At 66.4% G+C, this 17,984-nt stretch carries 14 protein-coding genes and 1 tRNA gene; 8 read left to right on the plus strand and 7 right to left on the minus strand.

Annotated elements, in window-relative coordinates; genetic code table 11:
- Positions 1–40 precede the first annotated feature (40 nt).
- From OC550_RS17145 to OC550_RS17170, 6 genes are read right to left on the minus strand one after another with little or no spacing between them, the layout of a single operon-like run.
- On the minus strand, positions 41–1,858 hold the full coding sequence (locus OC550_RS17145; RefSeq protein WP_262107121.1) for a protein kinase: 1,818 nt from the start codon (positions 1,856–1,858) through the stop codon (positions 41–43).
- Positions 1,855–3,306: a penicillin-binding protein 2 gene (locus OC550_RS17150; RefSeq protein WP_262107122.1), complete on the minus strand. Its 1,452-nt coding sequence runs from the start codon at positions 3,304–3,306 to the stop codon at positions 1,855–1,857. The genes OC550_RS17145 and OC550_RS17150 overlap by 4 nt, the downstream gene beginning before the upstream one ends.
- Positions 3,303–4,745 (minus strand): FtsW/RodA/SpoVE family cell cycle protein, encoded by a 1,443-nt coding sequence (locus OC550_RS17155; protein WP_262107123.1) that lies wholly within the window; start codon positions 4,743–4,745, stop codon positions 3,303–3,305. Before OC550_RS17155 ends, OC550_RS17150 begins: the two co-directional genes overlap by 4 nt.
- On the minus strand, positions 4,738–6,273 hold the full coding sequence (locus OC550_RS17160; RefSeq protein WP_262107124.1) for a PP2C family serine/threonine-protein phosphatase: 1,536 nt from the start codon (positions 6,271–6,273) through the stop codon (positions 4,738–4,740). The genes OC550_RS17155 and OC550_RS17160 overlap by 8 nt, the downstream gene beginning before the upstream one ends.
- Before the next feature lie 2 nt (positions 6,274–6,275).
- Positions 6,276–6,761: an FHA domain-containing protein gene (locus tag OC550_RS17165; protein WP_262107125.1), complete on the minus strand. Its 486-nt coding sequence runs from the start codon at positions 6,759–6,761 to the stop codon at positions 6,276–6,278.
- Positions 6,761–7,498 (minus strand): DUF3662 and FHA domain-containing protein, encoded by a 738-nt coding sequence (locus tag OC550_RS17170; RefSeq protein WP_262107126.1) that lies wholly within the window; start codon positions 7,496–7,498, stop codon positions 6,761–6,763. The genes OC550_RS17165 and OC550_RS17170 overlap by 1 nt, the downstream gene beginning before the upstream one ends.
- Before the next feature lie 439 nt (positions 7,499–7,937).
- On the opposite strand from OC550_RS17170, the gene OC550_RS17175 reads away from it, so the two are divergent.
- The 7 genes from OC550_RS17175 (at position 7,938) to OC550_RS17205 (ending at position 14,836) form a co-directional block, all read left to right on the plus strand.
- Positions 7,938–8,023: transfer RNA gene (locus OC550_RS17175), tRNA-Leu, on the plus strand.
- Between the two features lie 209 nt (positions 8,024–8,232).
- A complete protein-coding gene (locus tag OC550_RS17180; RefSeq protein ID WP_262107127.1) occupies positions 8,233–8,976 on the plus strand; it encodes a GntR family transcriptional regulator in 744 nt (247 codons plus the stop codon).
- 270 nt (positions 8,977–9,246) lie between these two features.
- Positions 9,247–10,233, plus strand: a complete 987-nt coding sequence (locus tag OC550_RS17185) for a phosphotriesterase (protein ID WP_262107128.1) — start codon at positions 9,247–9,249, stop codon at positions 10,231–10,233.
- A gap of 36 nt (positions 10,234–10,269) precedes the next feature.
- The gene (locus OC550_RS17190) at positions 10,270–11,232 is read left to right on the plus strand and encodes a phosphotriesterase (protein ID WP_262107129.1); all 963 of its coding nucleotides are present in this window, start codon (positions 10,270–10,272) and stop codon (positions 11,230–11,232) included.
- Positions 11,233–11,302: 70 nt separating this feature from the next.
- Entirely contained in the window at positions 11,303–12,430 is a 1,128-nt protein-coding gene (locus OC550_RS17195; protein ID WP_262107130.1) for an NAD(P)/FAD-dependent oxidoreductase, read from the plus strand.
- 4 nt (positions 12,431–12,434) lie between these two features.
- A complete protein-coding gene (locus tag OC550_RS17200; RefSeq protein WP_262107131.1) occupies positions 12,435–13,358 on the plus strand; it encodes an alpha/beta hydrolase in 924 nt (307 codons plus the stop codon).
- Between the two features lie 125 nt (positions 13,359–13,483).
- Complete coding sequence (locus OC550_RS17205) at positions 13,484–14,836, plus strand: aromatic acid/H+ symport family MFS transporter (protein WP_262107132.1); 1,353 nt, start codon at positions 13,484–13,486, stop codon at positions 14,834–14,836.
- A 203-nt stretch (positions 14,837–15,039) separates the two neighbouring features.
- Here the strand turns inward: OC550_RS17205 and OC550_RS17210 are convergent, their stop codons facing one another.
- Positions 15,040–15,981: an MBL fold metallo-hydrolase gene (locus OC550_RS17210; RefSeq protein WP_262107133.1), complete on the minus strand. Its 942-nt coding sequence runs from the start codon at positions 15,979–15,981 to the stop codon at positions 15,040–15,042.
- A gap of 219 nt (positions 15,982–16,200) precedes the next feature.
- Between OC550_RS17210 and OC550_RS17215 the strand changes: the two genes are divergently transcribed.
- Entirely contained in the window at positions 16,201–17,940 is a 1,740-nt protein-coding gene (locus OC550_RS17215) for a CocE/NonD family hydrolase (RefSeq protein ID WP_262107134.1), read from the plus strand.
- Positions 17,941–17,984: the final 44 nt, after the last annotated feature.

Here is a 17,984-nt window from a genome sequence, read left to right on the forward strand (position 1 = left end):
ACTTACCTTCCATGTTCCGATCAGCGCGAGCCGTTAGCCGCTAGTCTTCCGGCGTGGGCTGGGTTGTCGATTCCGAGGGCGTCTCCGTCGGAGTGGGTTCTTCGGACGGGCCGCTTGAAACGACGTAGCTGACCGTGGCCCCCTCGGAGACCTCGGAGCCTTCGGCCGGGTCCACGCTCAGGACCGTACCGGCCGGCTGGTCGCTGGCCTCTTCGCCGGCCTTCTGCGGGACCAGCCCGAGTCCGATCAGCGCCTCGCGGACCTGCTGCTCATCCTGTCCGGCCAGGCCGCCGGGAACGCTGATGGTCCCCGGGCCCTGGGAGTATGTGACGGTGATCGTGGCGCCGGGCTCGACGGCCCCGGCGGGATCGATGTCCAGCACCGTGCCCTCGGCCGCCGAGTTCTCCACCGGCTGCCCGCGCACGGCGAAGCCCATTCCGGACAGCTCGCTCCGTACTTCGTCGAACGGGCGGCCCTGGTAGGCCGCCGCCACCAGCTGGATGGTTTCGGGCGTCTGGGGCTGGGTGGGCGTCTGCGTTTCCTGCGTTTCCTGCGTCGGCTCGGCGCTCGTGGTGGTCGGCGAGGCCGAGCGGGTCGCTGTAGTGGTTCGTGTCGCGGGGGCGGACTCGGTCGATTCGCCGTCGGCGGTCAGCATGGGCACCAGCCAGGCTCCGAGCAGCGCGAAGAGCACCAGCAGGATGAGTGCCACGAATGGCCACGTCCAGGGGCTTCGGCGCTTGGGCTTGGAGGCCTCCGGCGGGGCTTGTTCACTGTCGTCGTCGAGGTCCGACTCACGCCAGGCGCGCTCCGCGCCCAACGGGCGTTCCGCGGCCCGGGCCGCTCCTGCCGCCCCCGCAGCGCCTGCGGCAGCGCCGGCTGCTGCTCCCGCACCGACGGCGGGGAACTGCGACGTGCCGGAGTCGACGACGCGGGTGGGCGAGGTGCCGGCGGTGGGCACCGGAGCGGTCATCGCGCTGGTGGCGGAATCGGGACCGTCGAAGAGCAGCATGCCGGGCACCGCCGCTTCGGCGGCGCGGATGTTGCCCGCGCGGATGGCGTCGGCGGCCTCGGCCAGCTTCTCGGCGTTGGCCGGGCGGTCCGCCGGATCCTTGGCCAGCATGGACATCAGCAGGGCGCGCACCGGCCGCGGCAGGCTCTCGGGCAGCGGCGGCGGCGTGTCATTGACCTGCGCCAGCGCGATGGCAATCTGCGACTCTCCGGAGAACGGGCGTGCCCCGGCGAGGCACTCGTAGCCGATGACGCCGAGCGAGTAGATGTCGCTCTGGCCGGTGGCCGTCTGGCCGGTGGCCTGCTCCGGCGCCAGGTACTGCGCGGTGCCCATCACCTGGCCCGTGGCGGTCAGCGGCACCTGGTCCGCGAGGCGGGCGATGCCGAAGTCAGTGACCTTCACCCGGCGGTCCGGGGTGATCAGCAGGTTGCCGGGCTTGACGTCTCGGTGTACAAGGCCCTGCGCGTGCGCGACGGCGAGGGCACGGGCGGTCTGCGAAATGATGGAGAGCGTCCGGTCCGGCGAGAGCACCTTTTCGCGCTCGATGATCGTGGACAGCGGCGGACCCTGCACCAGCTCCATGACCAGGTAGGCCGAGCCCTCCTCTTCGCCGTAGTCGAAGACGTTGGCGATGCCTACATGGTTCAGCAGTGCCGTGTGCCGGGCCTCGGCGCGGAAGCGGTTCAGGAATCCAGGGTCCCCCGTGTATTCCTCCTTGAGGATCTTGATGGCGACAAGGCGTCCCAGGACCTGGTCCTGTGCCTTCCAGACCTCACCCATACCGCCGATAGCGATACGTTCAGTGAGCTGGTATCTGCCGCCTAACGTGATACCTGATGTAGGCCTCACTTATTCAACACCGCCTCTAGGAGTTGCCGAGCGCTTGGACTTGTCAGTTGGGACCCGGTGGCCAGATCGACGTCTTCGATGACGACGCTCACCACGGCCTCCGGGTCATCCGCCGGCGCGAACCCGGTGAACCAGGAGTTGTTGCCTTCGCTGCCGGCCAGCAGCTCGGCCGTTCCGGTCTTGCCTGCGACCTCCACGCCCGGGATGGCGGCGCGGTTCGCGATGCCGCGGTCGACGGCGTTGACCATCCACTGCTGGATCAGCTGGGCGTTCTCGGCCGACAGGGAGCGCTGCAGCTCCTCGGGCTTCGGACTGTCGAGGACGCGCAGGTCCGGCGCCCTGACGGTACGGACGAGGTTGGGCTTCATCAGCATGCCATCGTTGGCGATCGCGCTGGTCATCATGGCGACCTGCAGCGGCGTCACGCGGACGTCGTACTGGCCGATGGCGGCCTGGGCCAGCAGGTCGTCGCTCATGCCAGTCGGGAACTGACTGGCCGTGACATTGACCGGAATATTGTAGGACTCCCCGAAGCCGAACTTCGCGGCCTGGTCGGCGATTGCATCCTCGCCCAAATCCATGGCTATCTGCGCGAACGGCGTGTTGCAGGACTGCTCCAGCGCGAACGAGAAGTCAGCGGTGGTCCGCGCACTGCAGCCGCCGTTGACGAAGTTGGGCAGGCTGACGTTGGTGCCCGGCAGCGGCAGTTCGGCGGGATTGTCCAGCTTGCTGTTCTCGTCATACTTGCCGGATTCGAGCGCGGCGGCCGTGTCGACCAGCTTGAAGACCGATCCCGGGGCCAGCAGGCTCTCGGTTGCCGGGTTGGTGAACGGGGACAGCCCGGGGACTTCCTCGAGCTCTGCCATGTTGGCGGCGACCTCGTCCGTATTGTGGCCCGCCAGCTGGTTCGGATCGAAGCTGGGCTTCGACACCATCGCCAGGATATTGCCGGTCTTCGGCTCCATCACGACGATCGAGCCCTTCACCCCGTCGGGAATGCTGTCATAAGCGAGCTTCTGCAGCTCCGGGTCGATGGTGAGCTCAACCGAGGCGCCGGCGACCTGCGAACCCGAGAAGAGCTGCAGGATGCGGTCGTAGAAGAAATCGTTGCTGCTGCCGGACAGCTCTCCGTTCATCGCCGATTCCATCTGGGTGGCACCGTAGACGAGCGAGTAGAAGCCGGTGAGGGGCCCGTAGAGCTCCGGGTCGTTGTAGACGCGCTGGAACTCGAACTCATCATCGGACGACGGCACCGATTCCGCGATCGGGTTGCCGGCCACCAAGATGGCCCCGCGGTTCTTGTCGAAGTCCTTGTACAGAGTGCGGCTGTTCCAGTCGTTGGCATTCAGATCGTCCGCCTCGAAGAACTGCACGACGGTGAGCGAACCGAACAGCAGGGCGAACATGGCGATGGCAATAATCCAGGTGTTGCGGATGGCCTGGTTCATGGTTGCTTCACCTCCCTGGTGTTGTGTGTTCGGTTTCCATCAGTGCGGGTGCGGCTTGTCGAGCTGCGCCCTTGCACCCCGGAAACTGGCCGCGGTGGCTGCCCGGCGCCGGAGTGCCCGGGAATGGCCGGCCTGCGGGCGGCGTCGGAGATCAAGAGCAGCAGTCCGATGATCAGCCAGTTGGCGAGCAGCGAGGAGCCGCCGGCCGCCAGGAACGGAGTGGTGAGGCCGGTCAGCGGGATCAGGCGCGTCACGCCGCCGATCACCACGAAGCACTGCAGAGCCAGCGTGAAGGACAGGCCCGTCGCCAGCAGTTTGCCGAACGAATCCCTGGTCCCCAGGGCGGCACGGATGCCGCGTGTCACCAGCAGGACGTAGAGCAGCACGATGGCCGACAGGCCGACCAGCCCCAGCTCCTCCCCAAGCGCGGCAATGATCATATCGCTGTTCGCGAATGTGACGATGTCCGGCCGGCCCTGGCCGAGGCCCGTACCGGTGAGCCCTCCGCTGGCCAGCCCGAAGAGGCCTTGGACGATCTGGTGGCTGCCGCCGATCCGGTTGTAGACCTCGGGATCGAAGGCATTGATCCAGCCGTCGATGCGGGCCGTGACATGCGGGAAGAGCTTGAACGCCACGAAGCCGCCGAAGGCGATCATCAGCAGGCCGATGAGGATCCAGCTGATGCGGCTGGTGGCCACGTAAATCATGACCATGAAGAGGCCGAAGAACAGGATCGAGGAGCCGAGGTCCCGCTGGAAGATCAGCACGCCGATGCTGACGAGCCAGGCGACGACCATCGGGCCGAGGTCGCGCCAGCGGGGCAGCTGCAACGGGCCCACCTTCTTGCCCGCCAGCAGGATCAGATCCCGGTTGGTGGATAGATACCCCGCGAAGAATATAGCCAAGGTGATCTTTGCGATCTCACCCGGCTGGAACGTCGCGAACCCTAGGTTGACCCAGATCCGGGCGCCGTTAAGCTCCACGCCGACGCCGGGAAGCAGCGGTAGCATGAGCAAAACGGCGCTGATTATCAGCGAGATATACGTGAACCGACGCAATATGCGATGGTCCCGCAGGAGCCAAATGAGGGCGATCATGGCGGCGATTGCGAGCCCGGTCCACATCAGCTGGCGTGCGGCGGCGGCATCGCCGGTGGCGATGTCCAACCGGTGGATCATGGCCAGTCCGATGCCGTTGAGGGCGATCACGATCGGAAGTATTACCGGATCGGCATACTTTGCCCTGAGCCGCAGCACGATATGCACGGCCAGCGCCACCGCGGACAGAGTGATGCACTGCGCGAAGAAATCCTGGTCGAAGGCGCGGTCCTGGTCGAGGCCCACCAGCATGTTCGCACCCACGCCTACAACGAGGGCAAGCAGGAGGAGCAGAAGCTCCGTATTGCGGCGGGACTTAGGGGCGGTCTGCAGTTCACTCATTGGTTCCACCTATGCACTCGGGCGGAATGGAAGGGCTCGGTTTCGGGCTCGCCTTGCCGGACGCGGAGGCGCTCGGAGACGCGGTGGCGGCCGGGATGGGTTCGGGGCAGTTGCGTCTGCTGGTAATACGCAGTTCCTCCACGATGGTTTCGGCGTGCTCCAGGTCCCGGGCCGCGATGCCGGAATCAAGGCGCTGCTGCTGGTAGAGCGGCAGGCTTTGCAGGGAGATGTTGTAGGCAGTGTCAAGGCGTGAAAGATGGATCGGCCCGAGGTCTTGGGAGACCCCGTTGAAGATCGCGACGCGGCCTTCGAACTGGGTGACGTAGTACTGGGTCTGGGTCCAGAGGTAGCCGAACCACAGGACGGCTACCACCAGCAGGGACATGACGGCCAGGAAGGTGGGGACGATCCAGCCGCGGCGCAGCGGAGTGGTCTCTTCTGCCTCGTCACCCTCCGCCGGCTGGCTAGGAGCCGCTTTATGGGTCAGCAGGGCGGCGGCCCGGCGCTCGGTCGAGTGCTTGGTGACGATCGGGATCTGGCCGGTGTGGGTCGCCAACGCTGCCGCACCCACCAGCACATGCGGTTTGGTGGCCAGCTCGAGGCGGATCAGGTCCGCACGCACCGCCTCGACCGCGCCTTCGGTGGAGCCGTCGGCCTCCTCGGCGGCCGCGTCGAGGGTGTCCCCGTCGTCGTTATTGCCCTCGGGGGTCTTAGTTGTAGGCGGAGGGGTGGCCGCTGTGCCGCGGACCGCTTCCGTAGGATTGGCGGCGGCAGCCAGGGCTTCCGCCTGGGCGAGTTCTTCCTTGGTGGCTTCGGCTACCTCGATCATGACGACGGTGACGTTGTCCGGCGCGCCCCCATCGAGGGTGAGCTGCACCAGGCGGTCGACGGCATCCTGCAGGGAGTCCGAGTAGCGCATCGCGTCTTCGATGACATGGTCCGGGACCACCGTGTCCAGGCCGTCGGAGGAAAGGAGCCACCGTTCGCCCGGCTCGGCCGGATGGGACGCCAGGTCCAGTTCAGGGCTGGCGTCGACGTCGCCGAGGACGCGCATCAGGACGTTGCGGTGGGGATGCACGTCGGCTTCCTCCGGCCGAAGCCGGCCTTCGTCGATCAGCCGTTGGACGAACGTGTGGTCCACGCTGACCTGTTCGAACACGTTGTTCTTGAGTCGGTAGGCACGGGAGTCGCCGATGTGGGCGAACTCGAGCCTGTCATCGTGCAGCAACAGGGCGGTGACGGTGGTGCCCATGCCGGCGAGCTTGGGGCTGGTGCGCACAAGTTCGGAAAGGATCGAATTGGCGGTCTGGATCTCGTCCGCCAGTACATTTGCAGGGTCCTCATGGCCGGTGCGGTCAAGATGGATCAGGTCGAGGACCGTGGAGGCTGAGGCGACGTCGCCGCCGGCGTGGCCGCCCATGCCGTCGGCGACAACGGCAAGATGGTGGCCGGCGTAGGCCGAATCATCGTTCTTGGAGCGGGACTTGCCGACATCCGACCGCGCCGCATAGCGCAGAATCAGTGCCATGGCTATGGCCTCAATTCAATGACCGTCTTGCCGATCCGGATGGGCACACCGGGTTCCACAGGCAGTGCACGAGTGAGCTGTGTATCCCCCAGGAAGGTTCCGTTGGTGGAACCAAGATCTTCGATGAACCAGCGGCTGCCTTGCGGGAACAGCCGCGCGTGCCGGCCGGAGGCATAGTCGTCCTCGAGGACCAGCGTGGCTTCTTGGGCGCGGCCCAACAGGATCGGGCTGGCGGACAGCGGCAATTCGCTGCCGGCCAGCGGCCCCTCGATCACGGACAGCCGATGGGCCTGGACCTTCGGCGGGCTCGGTTGCTGGGTGGCGAGCTCGGGATTCTTGCGCACCTCACGCGCGCTGGGTTGTCCGGTCTTGACCTTTTGGCCGATCATCAGGTCGCGGCGAAGCGCTGAAACGATGCTGATGATCAGGATCCACAGCAGGATCAGGAATCCAAAACGCAGGGCGGTGACGGCAAGGTCGCTGAGCATCAGTGTCCGCCGCTCCCCGCCGGCAGCAACCGGAAGGTGATCCGGGTGCGGCCCATGGTGATAACTGTTCCGTCGGAGAGTTCCTCGGGCTGTCCTATGCGCTGGCCGTTGACGAAGCTGCCGTTCGTGGAGCCAAGGTCAACGGCGACGGCGGAGCCGCCTGAGGTGCGGATTTCCAGGTGGCGGCGGGAGACGCCGGTGTCGTCAATCAGGATGTCTGCCTCCGAGGACCGTCCCAGCACAACCGAAGGGGCGTTGAGGGAATAGCGCTGGCCGTTGATTTCCAGTACCGGCTGGAGCCGGGTCGGCTGGCGCGCTGGTGCCGGCGGGCCTGCCGGACGTTGCTGTTGCTGCGGAGCCGAGCCTGACTTCTCCACGGACGAGTCGATCTCGAAGTCCCCGGGCTTGAGGCTTTCATCTTCGTTGAACGAGACGCGTACCGGCCCCTGCAGCGTGTACTTCTGGCTATTGACGTGATTGATGACCACGTCGCAGAGTTCTTCCGCCAAGGTGGCGCCCCACTGCTGCGCGATCGAATAGTCGGATCCGCTGAGCCGGATGTCGAAGACATTGGGAGCGAGGGTGCGTCCCTGGGCCAGCGTGATCGAGTGGTTGTCCAGTTCCCGGCGCAGCCGGCTGGCAATTTCCACCGGCTGGACCTGGTTCTTGCCACCCACGGAGAAGGCGCCGCGGACCATCTTTTCGATGCCACGTTCCACGTTGTCCAGTAAGCCCACTAGGGTTGCCTCCTCTCCGTCGTCGATACGGCACGGCATGGGCCGCGGGGCACGCCGCTGAGACGTGCACCAAAACCGATACTACTTGCGACTCATCCAAATGGCCTTAACCGGCAACGAGCCGCGGACCGAAAAAAGTGCCCCGCTATGGGGAAGGTCACGTAATGACTCCAAGCCTTACAGGAGGCGGGGCGGGGCAGGAGGGCCGGGCCTGCGGCACCGCGGGTCGGCCGGTGGTGGCGGCCTGCGGGTCGATGCACACGGGTTCTGGCCTGCGGGTTTGACCGCTCTCGCGCCTCGGGACTGCGCCGCGTCCGCCTGCGCCGCCCGGCCTCTGCAGAGGGAAATCCTCGGCCCAGCGAGCCGATTTGGGAAATCCGGCCGGTTTCGCCTAGTATTGATCTCGCTGTTCTTACGGAAACTCTTCGGTAAGAAATTTGCGCGAGTGGCGGAACGGCAGACGCGCTGGCTTCAGGTGCCAGTGTCCGAAAGGGCGTGGGGGTTCAAATCCCCCCTCGCGCACCAAGGGAAGCTGTATTGGTCCCGAAGTGCGATGAAAAACCGGCTATCCCGAGGGGTAGCCGGTTTTTTGCTGTCCCGGGGCGCGATTCTCCACTGCTTTTCCCTGGCGACGGGCTGTCGGCGTCGGTTGGCGGCACCTGCGCCCGCCCGGTTCCATGGTTAACTGCCTGCAGAGCAGAACCCGGTGGACCGACGTGGAGGACAGAAGACTCATGGCATATGGCGAGCTCGACCCCTCGTCGGGCGTACCTCTGTATCGCCAGATCAAAGAGATTCTGCGCAGGGAAGTCGCCGACGGGACTGCGGATCCCCGGAAACCGATGACCGAGGTACAGCTGCTCGACCGTTTCGAGGTCAGCCGTGCGCCTATCCGGCAGGCGCTGCAGGAACTCGCCAGTGAAGGGTACGTCTACAGGAAACAAGGCAAGGGGACGTTCCCGGTCACAGGCATCCGAGTGCGGCGGCCGGCGGACGTGCAGCCGGGTGCGTTGCACGAATACCTCTCCGACAGCGGACTGCATCCGGCATCGAGGGTTTCAGGCATCGAACGGGTGGAACCGCCCGCCGCGATCGGGGACCGCCTGGGGCTCGAGGAGGGGGAGCGGCTCCTGCATTTCACCCGCTTGATCTCGGTCGAGGACGCACCGCTGCTCGAGGCCAGCGTGTATATGCGCGCACCCGAGGACTTCACCCCCACGGCCGAGGAACTGGAAGACGAGGGCTCGGCCTTCAAACTGCTGGAGAGGCGGTTCGGCATCACGCTCGACCGCGCCGAGCACGAAGCCTGGGCGACGGCGGCATCCGCTGACCGCGCGGCGACGTTCGGCGTAGGCGAGGGGAGCCCGTTGCTAGTCATCGAGACTATCTTCTTCACGACCGGGGGCCGGCCCGCCGGGTGGCGATCCGCGGTTCACCGGGCCGAAGATTTCAAGTACCGATTCACCACCAGCCGCTGAACACCGGCCCCTTCCCGAGGCCACTTCCGTACCGAGGAGCGCTTTGGAACCACCCTTGACTTTCACACAACACCGTGTAAACCTAGTGGACAGGTAATCAGGGTCACATAGGGCAGTGGGCTGCGGCTCATGGACAAACTCCTTTGTCTTTGCCTCCTTCGATTACCACTGCCTGCACCGAGTTCGGCGAGGAATCAATCCAGAGGTCGCGGTGCATGATCCTTCCAGTGCGTGGCGTCGTGAACGCCACGCTGACGAAAGGTTGTGCCAATGACGGATACAACAACTTCCACTCCCACCGTCAATACGGTCCTAGGCCCCGTCTCCGCCGATGAACTGGGTGTGGTCGCGGTCCACGAGGCTCTGCTCTCGGTGGTCCCAGGCGCGGAGCATGCGTACGACGTCACCATGGATCGTGCGGAAATTTTCGAGATCCTGGCCGGCAAGCTGCGCGACTTCCGCGCACATGGCGGCGGGACCATCGTGGACAGCACCGGTATGTTCCACGGCCGCGACGTGAACCTGTACGAGGCGCTCTCGCGCTCGACCGGAGTGCACATCGTCGCTTCCACCGGCATGGGCCCCGAGGAGATGCTCGGCGGCTACTTCCTGACGCCCCAGACCAACCCGCCGACGCCGTGGCCGGCCGAAAAGTTCGCCGACCTCTTCACCAAGGAGATCGCCGAGGGCATGGTGGTCCCCCGCGTCGAGCGCCGCGGCGCTGCCGGCCTCGTGGCCAGCACCGCCACCGCTGAGGGCATGACCGCCACGGACGAGAGCCTCTTCCGCGGGGCTGCCCGGACCGCACTGAACACGGGTGTCCCGGTCTCCATCCGCTACGGCAAGGACGCGCTGGGAGACCTCGGCGTGGTTCTGGACGAGCAGTTGCCTGCCGACCGGATCATCGTCGGCGGACTGGACCGCAGGGACGCCGCGGCCGCCGGCGCACCGCTTGAGGTCGCGCAGCGGGGCGCCTTCGTGGCGCTGGACCATGTGGGACTGGACGACGACGACGCTTACCTCACCGACCGGGAGCGTGCCTCACTGGTACTGGACCTGGTCAAGGCCGGCCATGGAAACCGCATCCTGCTCTCGAGCAACGCGATCGGCGTTGCCAAGGGCCAGCCGGACTACGACCTGCCCTTCAGCTATGTCGTTTCGAAGTTCGTGCCGTTCGCGAAGTCGCAGGGACTCTCCGACGAGGACGCGCGGCGGATCCTCGTGGACAACCCCCGCGACCTGCTGACCCTGCGCTGAGACCAGCACGCCCACACATTCTTTTCAACTTTTGAGGTGAATCTCTTGTCGAGAATCAACACAGTGCTGGGACCGATCTCAGCGGAGGAACTCGGACTCGTTGCCATCCATGAGCACATCGGTTACGGAATGCCGGGCTCGGAACTGGACACCAAGTGGTGGAAGACGCCGGAGGAACGGTACGAGGAGACCGTGCCGAAGCTGCGGAAGTTCCATGAGAACGGCGGCGGCACGTTCGTCGACGCCACCGGCATCTGCAACGGCCGCGACATCGACTACTACAAGTCGCTCTCCCGCAAGACCGGGGTGCACATCGTGGCCTGCACCGGCTTCGTCGGCGGCGACACCGCCCTGCCGCACTTCGCCCGGGCTTCCGTCGACTACCTGGCGCGCCACTTCATCCACGAGATCACCGTCGGCATCGGCGACACCGGCAGCAAGGCCGGCGTCATCAAGGTCGGCGTGAGCCGCGGCGGGCGCATGACGGAGCTGGACAAGCGCATCTACCGCGCCGCTGCCCGCGCCGCCGTCGCCACCGGGGTGCCGATCCTGACTCACCTGGCCATCGATGCTCGGCCGGCCATCGACATTTTCAATGAAGAGGGACTCCCGCTGGACCGCGTGCTCTTCGGCCACGTGGACGACGGCGTGAACGCCGAAAGCACCCCGGACACCTGGATCATCGAGCAGGGCGGCCGGCTGGGCTTCGACACCTTCGGGTACGAGACCGAGCTCCCGGACCCGCCGTTCTGGGCCCGCCCCCGGAAGGACCGCATGGACCACTTCCTCCGCTTCGTCCAGGGCGGCCACGCGGGCAAGGTACTTGCCTCGGCCGACGCGAACTGCAGCCCGCTGGGCTGGCCGGGCGTCAAGGGCCACACCGTGAACTACATCTTCGAAGTGCTGATCCCGGACCTGCGCAACAACGGCGTCGACGAGGAGACGATCAACAAGATCTTCGTCGAGAACGCCGCCGACTTCCTGTCGATCCGCAACTAACCCCCCGGCGGGGCAACCACCCATCCAAGCTTTTCCAGGCACAGCCCTGGGTCAAGAAAGAGAATGAAAAATGAAGGCTTCTGAAATCAAGAACCTGAAGATCGCGATCGTCGGCGCAGGATACGGCGGCGCCGCAGCTGGCAAGGCCCTAAGCCTCCTGGGTGCGGACGTCACGGTGTACGAGCAGGCGCCCGCGCTGGGCGAGGTCGGCGCCGGCATCGGCCTGCGTCCGGCCACCATGGCCCGGTTCCGCCAGTGGGGGATTTTCGACGCCATCGCGAAGGTGAGCTCGCCGAGCGACTACTTCGAGATCCTCACCGCCACCGGCGAGCCGATCATGAAGGACACCTGGCCGGAGGCAGGCGAGGAGAAGCAGACCTACCTGATCCACCGCGGAGACTTCATCGCGGCGTTGACCGGGGTGCTCCCCGAGGGCATGGTCCAGCTCGACCACAAGCTGGAGAAGATCGAGGACAAGGGCGACCGCTCGGTCCTGACCTTCGCCAACGGCAAGACCGTCGAGGCGGACCTTGTGGTCGGTGCCGACGGCATCCGGTCCACCGTGCGCAAGCAGCTGTTCAGCGAGAAGGAACCCGTGTTCTCCGGCGAGCACGCCTACCGCGCGGTCATCTCGATGGACGACGCACAGGGCATGGTCAGCGACGACAACCTGCGGATGTACATCGGCAAGGGCACGAAGGTCTACCTGCTGCCGCTGCGCCACCGCAACCAGCTGTCCTTCGACATCACCGCGCTGAACCCGGACAGTGCCTGGGCCCCGGCCATCTCGTCGGACGACATGGTGGCTACCGTGGCCGGCTTCGACGAGCGGATTGTGGAGATCACCCGCGGCCTTGACCTGAAGGCGGTCACCATCCGCTCGGTCTGGGATATCGACCCGGTCGACAACTGGCACACGGACTCCGTCGTCATCATGGGCGACGCGGCCCACTCGATGCTGCACCACCAGGGCCAGGGTGCGAACTCGGCCATCGAGGACGCGGGTGCCCTCGCCGACGCTCTCGCCGAGGCCGGTTCCGTCAAGGAGGCACTGGCCCTCTTCCAGGCAACCCGCAAACCGGTGACGGACGAACTGCAGCGCATCTCACGCCAGGGCTGGACCGAGGACGAGGTCAACGACGTCTTCCCCGGCCAGAAGCCCGCGTCGCAGAGCCCCGCGGCCGCCAAGGAGGCGTAGCCCAGTGCCGATCCATCCCGAAATCGCCAAGATCCTCAGCACCCTCCCGGCGCCCGACGGCTCGCCGCTGAACCCGCAGGCCATGCGCGCCGGCGAGGCGGCACAGGTCCCGCCGCTGGAGGACCGGATTCCGCTGCACGCAGTGGAGGACGCTACGGCCGCGACGCCGTCCGGCGACGTGCCGGTGCGGATCTACACGCCGGCCGAAGCGGACGCCTACGGAGTGCTGGTGTACTTCCACGGCGGCGCCTTCTTCCTCGGCAGCCTGGACACCCACGACCACGTCGCACGGTCGCTGGCCAAGGAGACCGGCTATAAGGTCATCTCGGTCGGTTTCCGGCTGGCGCCCGAGGCCGCCTTCCCGGCCGGCCTGGACGACTGCTACGGAGTGGTCCGCTGGGCCGCCGAGCAGGGCGAAACCCTGCGCTGGGACGGGCAGAACCTCGCCATCGCGGGCGACAGTTCGGGCGGCACCTTCGCGGCCGCCGTCGCTGCCAAGGCCCACGACGACGGGTTCGACCGGATCACGCACCAGATCCTGTTCTACCCGTCGCTGGACCTGGACTTCGACGTCGACCGCTACGAATCGCTGCGCGAGAATGCCGAAGGCTACGGGCTGGAAACCGCCGGCCTGAAGCCCTTCAACGCCTTCTACATAGACAGCGGCGCGGATCCGGCGGATCCGCTGGTCTCTCCGATCAAGCGCGAGGACCTCTCCGGCCTGCCCAAGGCCCTGGTCATCACGGCGGAGTTCGACCCCCTGCGGGACGAGGGGGAACTCTACGGCCAGCGCCTGAAGGACGCCGGGGTCGACGTGAAGGTCAGCCGCTATGCGGGGGCCAACCACGGCTTCGTCCAGAACTTCTCCTGGATTCCGGAGTTCTACCGGGCTATCGAAGAGACTGCCGATTTCTTGAACCAGGATTAGCCGACCGGGGCCCCTCCCCACCCCCACTGCGGCGGCACGAGTCCTCTGGGCTCGTGCCGCCGTCGTGTCTCCACCTCATCGTTACGTGCCGCTCCCCGCGGCACCGTCAACCATCGGGAACCACCATGACAACAATCAACATCAGGGACTTCATCAGCGGGGCCGGCTTCGGCCGCTTCCACGTCGGCATGCTCTTCTGGGCCTGCTTCATCATCACCTTCGACATGTACGACCTGGTCGTCTACGGCTCGGTATTGCCGGTGCTGATGAAGGAGTGGGGCCTGGGGCCGGTCGAGGCCGGCGCCATCGGCAGCTACGGGCTCTTCGGCATGATGGTCGGCGCCATCCTCTTCGGAATCCTGGCCGACCGCTTCGGCCGGAAGCGCATGCTCACCGCCAGCATCGTCCTCTTCAGCGCCGCGACAGCCCTCTGCGCCGTCGCCCCGGGCCCCGTCGAGTTCTCCGTCCTGCGCGCCCTCGGCGGCCTCGGGATCGGCGGCATCCTGCCCAGCGTCATCGCCATGCTGACCGATTATGCGCCGAAGAACCGGGCCAGCAGCCTGGTGGCGGTCGTCATGTGCTTCTTCTCGGTGGGCGGCATCCTCGCCGCCTTCGTCGCGATGGTTTTGCTGCCCTCATTCGGCTGGCACAGCGTCTACTGGGTGGCCCTGATTCCGCTGCTGTTCCTGCCTTTCATGACCAAGTACTTCCTCGACTCGCCGGCCATGCTCCTCGAGCAGCGGCGGTTCGACGAGCTTCGTTCGGCCCTGTCCAAGGTCAACGGCCGGGCCCTCCCGGCGGAGGTGGAATTCACCGGACTCCAGGAGAAGGAACCGGGCAGCCCGGTCGGCGCGCTGTTCAAGAACCGCCGCGCACTCGGCACGTTGATGATCTGGGTCGCCTTCTTTATGTGCCTGCTGATGGTCAACGGCCTGACCACGTGGCTCCCCAAACTGATGGTCGAAGCCGGCTACGCGATGGGCTCCAGCCTGACGTTCATGATCGTCCTCAACGTGGGGGCCATAGTCGGCACCCTGGTGCTGGGCCGGCTCGCCGACAAGTGGGGCGTCAAGAGGGTGCTCGTCCCCATGTTCGCAATCTCCGCGGTCTCGCTGGCCCTGCTGGGCTTCGGCAACAACATGGGCGTCCTGCTGCTGCTCGTGGCGCTTACCGGTGCGTGCACCATGGGCTCGCAGAACATTTCCTACGCCTTCGTCTCCCAGTACTACCCGTCCTTCATGCGGTCGACGGCGATCGGGCTGGCCTCGGGCGTCGGCCGGATGGGCGCGATCGTCGGACCGATGTTCGGCGGCGTGCTCCTGACGCTCAGCCTTCCGGTCGAAATGAATTTCCTCTTCTTCGCCATCCCCGGCCTCGTCGCGGCGCTGGCATTCCTGTTCGTACCGCTCTCCCGGGGCAAGGGCCGGGCTGCGGGCAGCGAAGTTGCCGCGGAGGAGGCGCCCGCTTCCGCGTCGTAACCCGGAGAATACGACGGCGCGGGCTCGACTCACCGGTCCCGTGCGTCGGAGCGGCAGGACCGCGGCAGTTCAGATCACGACGGCGGGATCCGGCCTTCCCGTTCCTGCTCGCCACGGCGGCGCGCACCTGGCGAAAGGTGCGCGCCGCCGTCGTTCTCCGGGGAAAGATCCCGGGCCGACGGCCGCGGACTACCCAATGAGAATCACCGGGCGGCGTCGAACCGCTGGCGGTAGCCGTCGAGGGTGGTGAAGAACGGGGAAGGCTCCAGCGTGGGGTCGCCGGTGTAGCCGAGCTCCTCGGCGACCCGGGCGAACGGGGAATAGGGCGAGTCCGTATCCTGCAGGCCGTCCTTCAGGCAGCGCCGGGCGGCGTCGGCGATGCGGGCCTCGAGGTCGATGCTCTGCTGCAGGGCCTGCCGGGCACCCTCCCGGTCCAGGCCGATCTCGTAAGGCTCTCCGCCCGGACCGCGGTAGGGGTGGCCCAGGAACAGGCGGTTCGGCCGGATTTCGTCGCGCAGGTACTCCAGGCTCGAGCGGTAGGCGGCCGGGTCTTCGTAGCCCGGGAAGCCGTTGGCGGCGCCGTGGGCCTGGACCGCGTCCCCGACGAAGACGTCGTCCTGCCCGTCGATGACGTAGGCGACGGATCCGGCGGTGTGGCCCGGGATATGGTGCACGGACACGGAGACGTCCCCGCCGAGGGACAGGGTCTCGCCGCCCTTGACCAGCCTGGTCGGCTCCATCTCGCCCGAGATGGCCTGTTGGGCCATGCCGGTCTGCTTGGCCTCGGCCTCCGGGTCCTGCAGGTACTGCTGCCGCACGGAGAGGTACTGGTCAACGTGTGCACGGCGGGAGCGCAACAGGGGTGCGTCGGCCTGATGGATCACGACCTGCGCGCGTCGGCCGGTGAGCTCCCACAGCGCGTGGGCGCCGCCAAGGTGGTCGATGTGGCCGTGGGTCAGCAAGATCCAGCGCACGTCCTCGATGCTGCGGCCGAGCTTTTCGAGGGCCGGGGCCATGCCCTCCGGGGGAGACGAGGCGATTCCGGTGTCCACAATGGCCGGCTCGGGTGCGTCGATAAAAAAGCTGTACAGGCCGAAGCGGCCCCAGGGCGACACCAGCGGATGGACTGGCACTTCTTGCGTCATCATTCTCTCCTCGGCTCCGCGACCCATTTCCGGGTCCGATGGTCGGCGGCCACGTCGGGGGAGGGCCGGTGCCCCCGCTCCGAGCCTTTCAGCGCCGCGAGCGGATCGCAACGACGATATGGCCTTGCACACACCGACTTTATTATAATAATATGCTTGAGTCACGCCGGGGCTAGCACCTCGGCGGACACTCATTGTTTGCTAAGGAGCTGCACACTCATGACTGATTTCACGACGTGGAATGCGGGCGGGGAGAAGATCGCCATCCGCAAGGACCTGCGGATCCCGATGCGGGACGGCGTTGAGCTCGCCGCGGACACCTACCAGGGCCTCGAGGACAAGCCGCGTCCGGCGCTGGTCGCGCTGAGCCCCTACGGCAAGGAACTGCAGGCGCTGGCGCTCACCACTCCGCCGCAGCGCCGTCCGAGCCCGATGTGGGACGGCTGCATCGAGGCCGGCGACATTGCCCGCATCGTCAAGGAGGACTACGTCCACGTCATCGGCGACCTGCGCGGTTCCGGCGCTTCCGGCGGTGAGCACATCGGCAACTACAATGCCGGCGGTGTCTCCCTGGGCCAGGACGCCTACGACTTCATCGAGTGGGTCGCGGCGCAGCCGTGGTGCGACGGCAATGTCGGCATGGTCGGCATCTCCTACTTCGGTTCCATGCAGGTGCTGGCTGCGGCCGAGCGCCCGCCGAGCCTGAAGGCGATTTTCGTTTCCGGCGGACACTACGACTTCTACGAGACCACCTACCACGGCGGCGTCATGTGGTTCATGCCGCGCGCCGCCCGCGAGGGCCGCGGCGGCGACTCCGGCTGGGCATTCACCGACAACGTCAAGTCCCGCATGATCGAGAAGTACTCTCCCGAGGAACTGAAGAAGCTCGTCGAGAAGCGCCTCCAGGACCCGGACGTCGCCGCGTGGCCGAACCTGGTGCACGTGCTGAACTACCCGAAGAACCACGAGGCCTGGTTCGACATCGTCATGAACGAGCTGGACGGGGACTGGTACGAGGAGCGCAATCCCATCACGCTGGCCCCGAACATCGACATTCCGGTCTGGCTGCAGATCGACCAGGGCCGCGGCTGGACCATGGACGGCACCATCGAGCTGTTCAATGAACTGAAGGGCCCCAAGAAGCTGACCATCGGCCCCTACCCGCCGATGCAGTCCCGCCCCTTCATCGAGGAACACGACAAGATGTTCCGCTGGTACGACCACTGGATCAAGGGCATCGACAACGGCGTCATGGATGAGCCGGCCGTCAGCGTCTTCGTCGAGGGCTCGCGCGAAATCGCCACCGCGGACCAGTGGCCGCCGAAGGACGTCGAGTACAAGTCCCTCTACCTGCGCCCCCGCCACAAGCTCTCGACCGAGCCGGAGCTGATGGGTGCCGAGTACGCCGCCCCGGACGGCTTCTACCAGGCGCCGCTGACGGTGACGGACAAGGTGGAGATCATCAGCTGGAGCACCGCGCCGTTCGAAGAGGACACCGAGATGATCGGCACCGGTGCCGCCCACATCTTCGCCGAGATCGACCAGCCGGACACCAACTTCATCCTGCGGCTGTGGGACTACGCCCCGAACGGGAAGCGCCAGCTGATCACCAGCGGCTATCTCAAGGCCTCGCACCGCGAGCTCGACGACCGCACAACCGAGGGAAACCCCTACCACCCGCACAGCCGTACGGTACCGGTGGAGCCCGGGCAGATCGAGGAGTACGTGCTGCGTCTTTACCCGTTCGCCAACACGTTCAAGCCGGGCCACAAGCTGACGGTGGAGCTGTCCAACGCCGAACCGCTGGCCGACGAGCACAACGCGCTGCTGCCGCCGGACGCCTTCCACCTGCCCGTCGGCCGGCCGGTCACCCACAAGATCTACCGCGACGCCGCCCACCAGTCCCGGCTGGTCCTGCCGTTCACCACGCGCAAAGCGGCGGAAGGCCAGGTCGGCTAGCACCTCGCAGAAGGCCCGCTGCTGGCCAGGCTGGCTGAATCAGC

The organism is Arthrobacter sp. Marseille-P9274 (assembly GCF_946892675.1).
Classification (GTDB): Bacteria; Actinomycetota; Actinomycetes; order Actinomycetales; family Micrococcaceae; genus Crystallibacter.

Bases quoted from the DNA above. Each gene is read 5' to 3' on its own strand.
- OC550_RS17150 (WP_262107122.1), bottom strand. From the start codon at position 3,306: ATGAACCAGGCCATCCGCAACACCTGGATTATTGCCATCGCCATGTTC.
- OC550_RS17155 (WP_262107123.1), bottom strand. From the start codon at position 4,745: ATGAGTGAACTGCAGACCGCCCCTAAGTCCCGCCGCAATACGGAGCTT.
- OC550_RS17160 (WP_262107124.1), bottom strand. From the start codon at position 6,273: ATGGCACTGATTCTGCGCTATGCGGCGCGGTCGGATGTCGGCAAGTCC.
- OC550_RS17165 (WP_262107125.1), bottom strand. From the start codon at position 6,761: ATGCTCAGCGACCTTGCCGTCACCGCCCTGCGTTTTGGATTCCTGATC.
- OC550_RS17180 (WP_262107127.1), top strand. From the start codon at position 8,233: ATGGCATATGGCGAGCTCGACCCCTCGTCGGGCGTACCTCTGTATCGC.
- OC550_RS17185 (WP_262107128.1), top strand. From the start codon at position 9,247: ATGACGGATACAACAACTTCCACTCCCACCGTCAATACGGTCCTAGGC.
- OC550_RS17195 (WP_262107130.1), top strand. From the start codon at position 11,303: ATGAAGGCTTCTGAAATCAAGAACCTGAAGATCGCGATCGTCGGCGCA.
- OC550_RS17205 (WP_262107132.1), top strand. From the start codon at position 13,484: ATGACAACAATCAACATCAGGGACTTCATCAGCGGGGCCGGCTTCGGC.
- OC550_RS17210 (WP_262107133.1), bottom strand. From the start codon at position 15,981: ATGACGCAAGAAGTGCCAGTCCATCCGCTGGTGTCGCCCTGGGGCCGC.
- OC550_RS17215 (WP_262107134.1), top strand. From the start codon at position 16,201: ATGACTGATTTCACGACGTGGAATGCGGGCGGGGAGAAGATCGCCATC.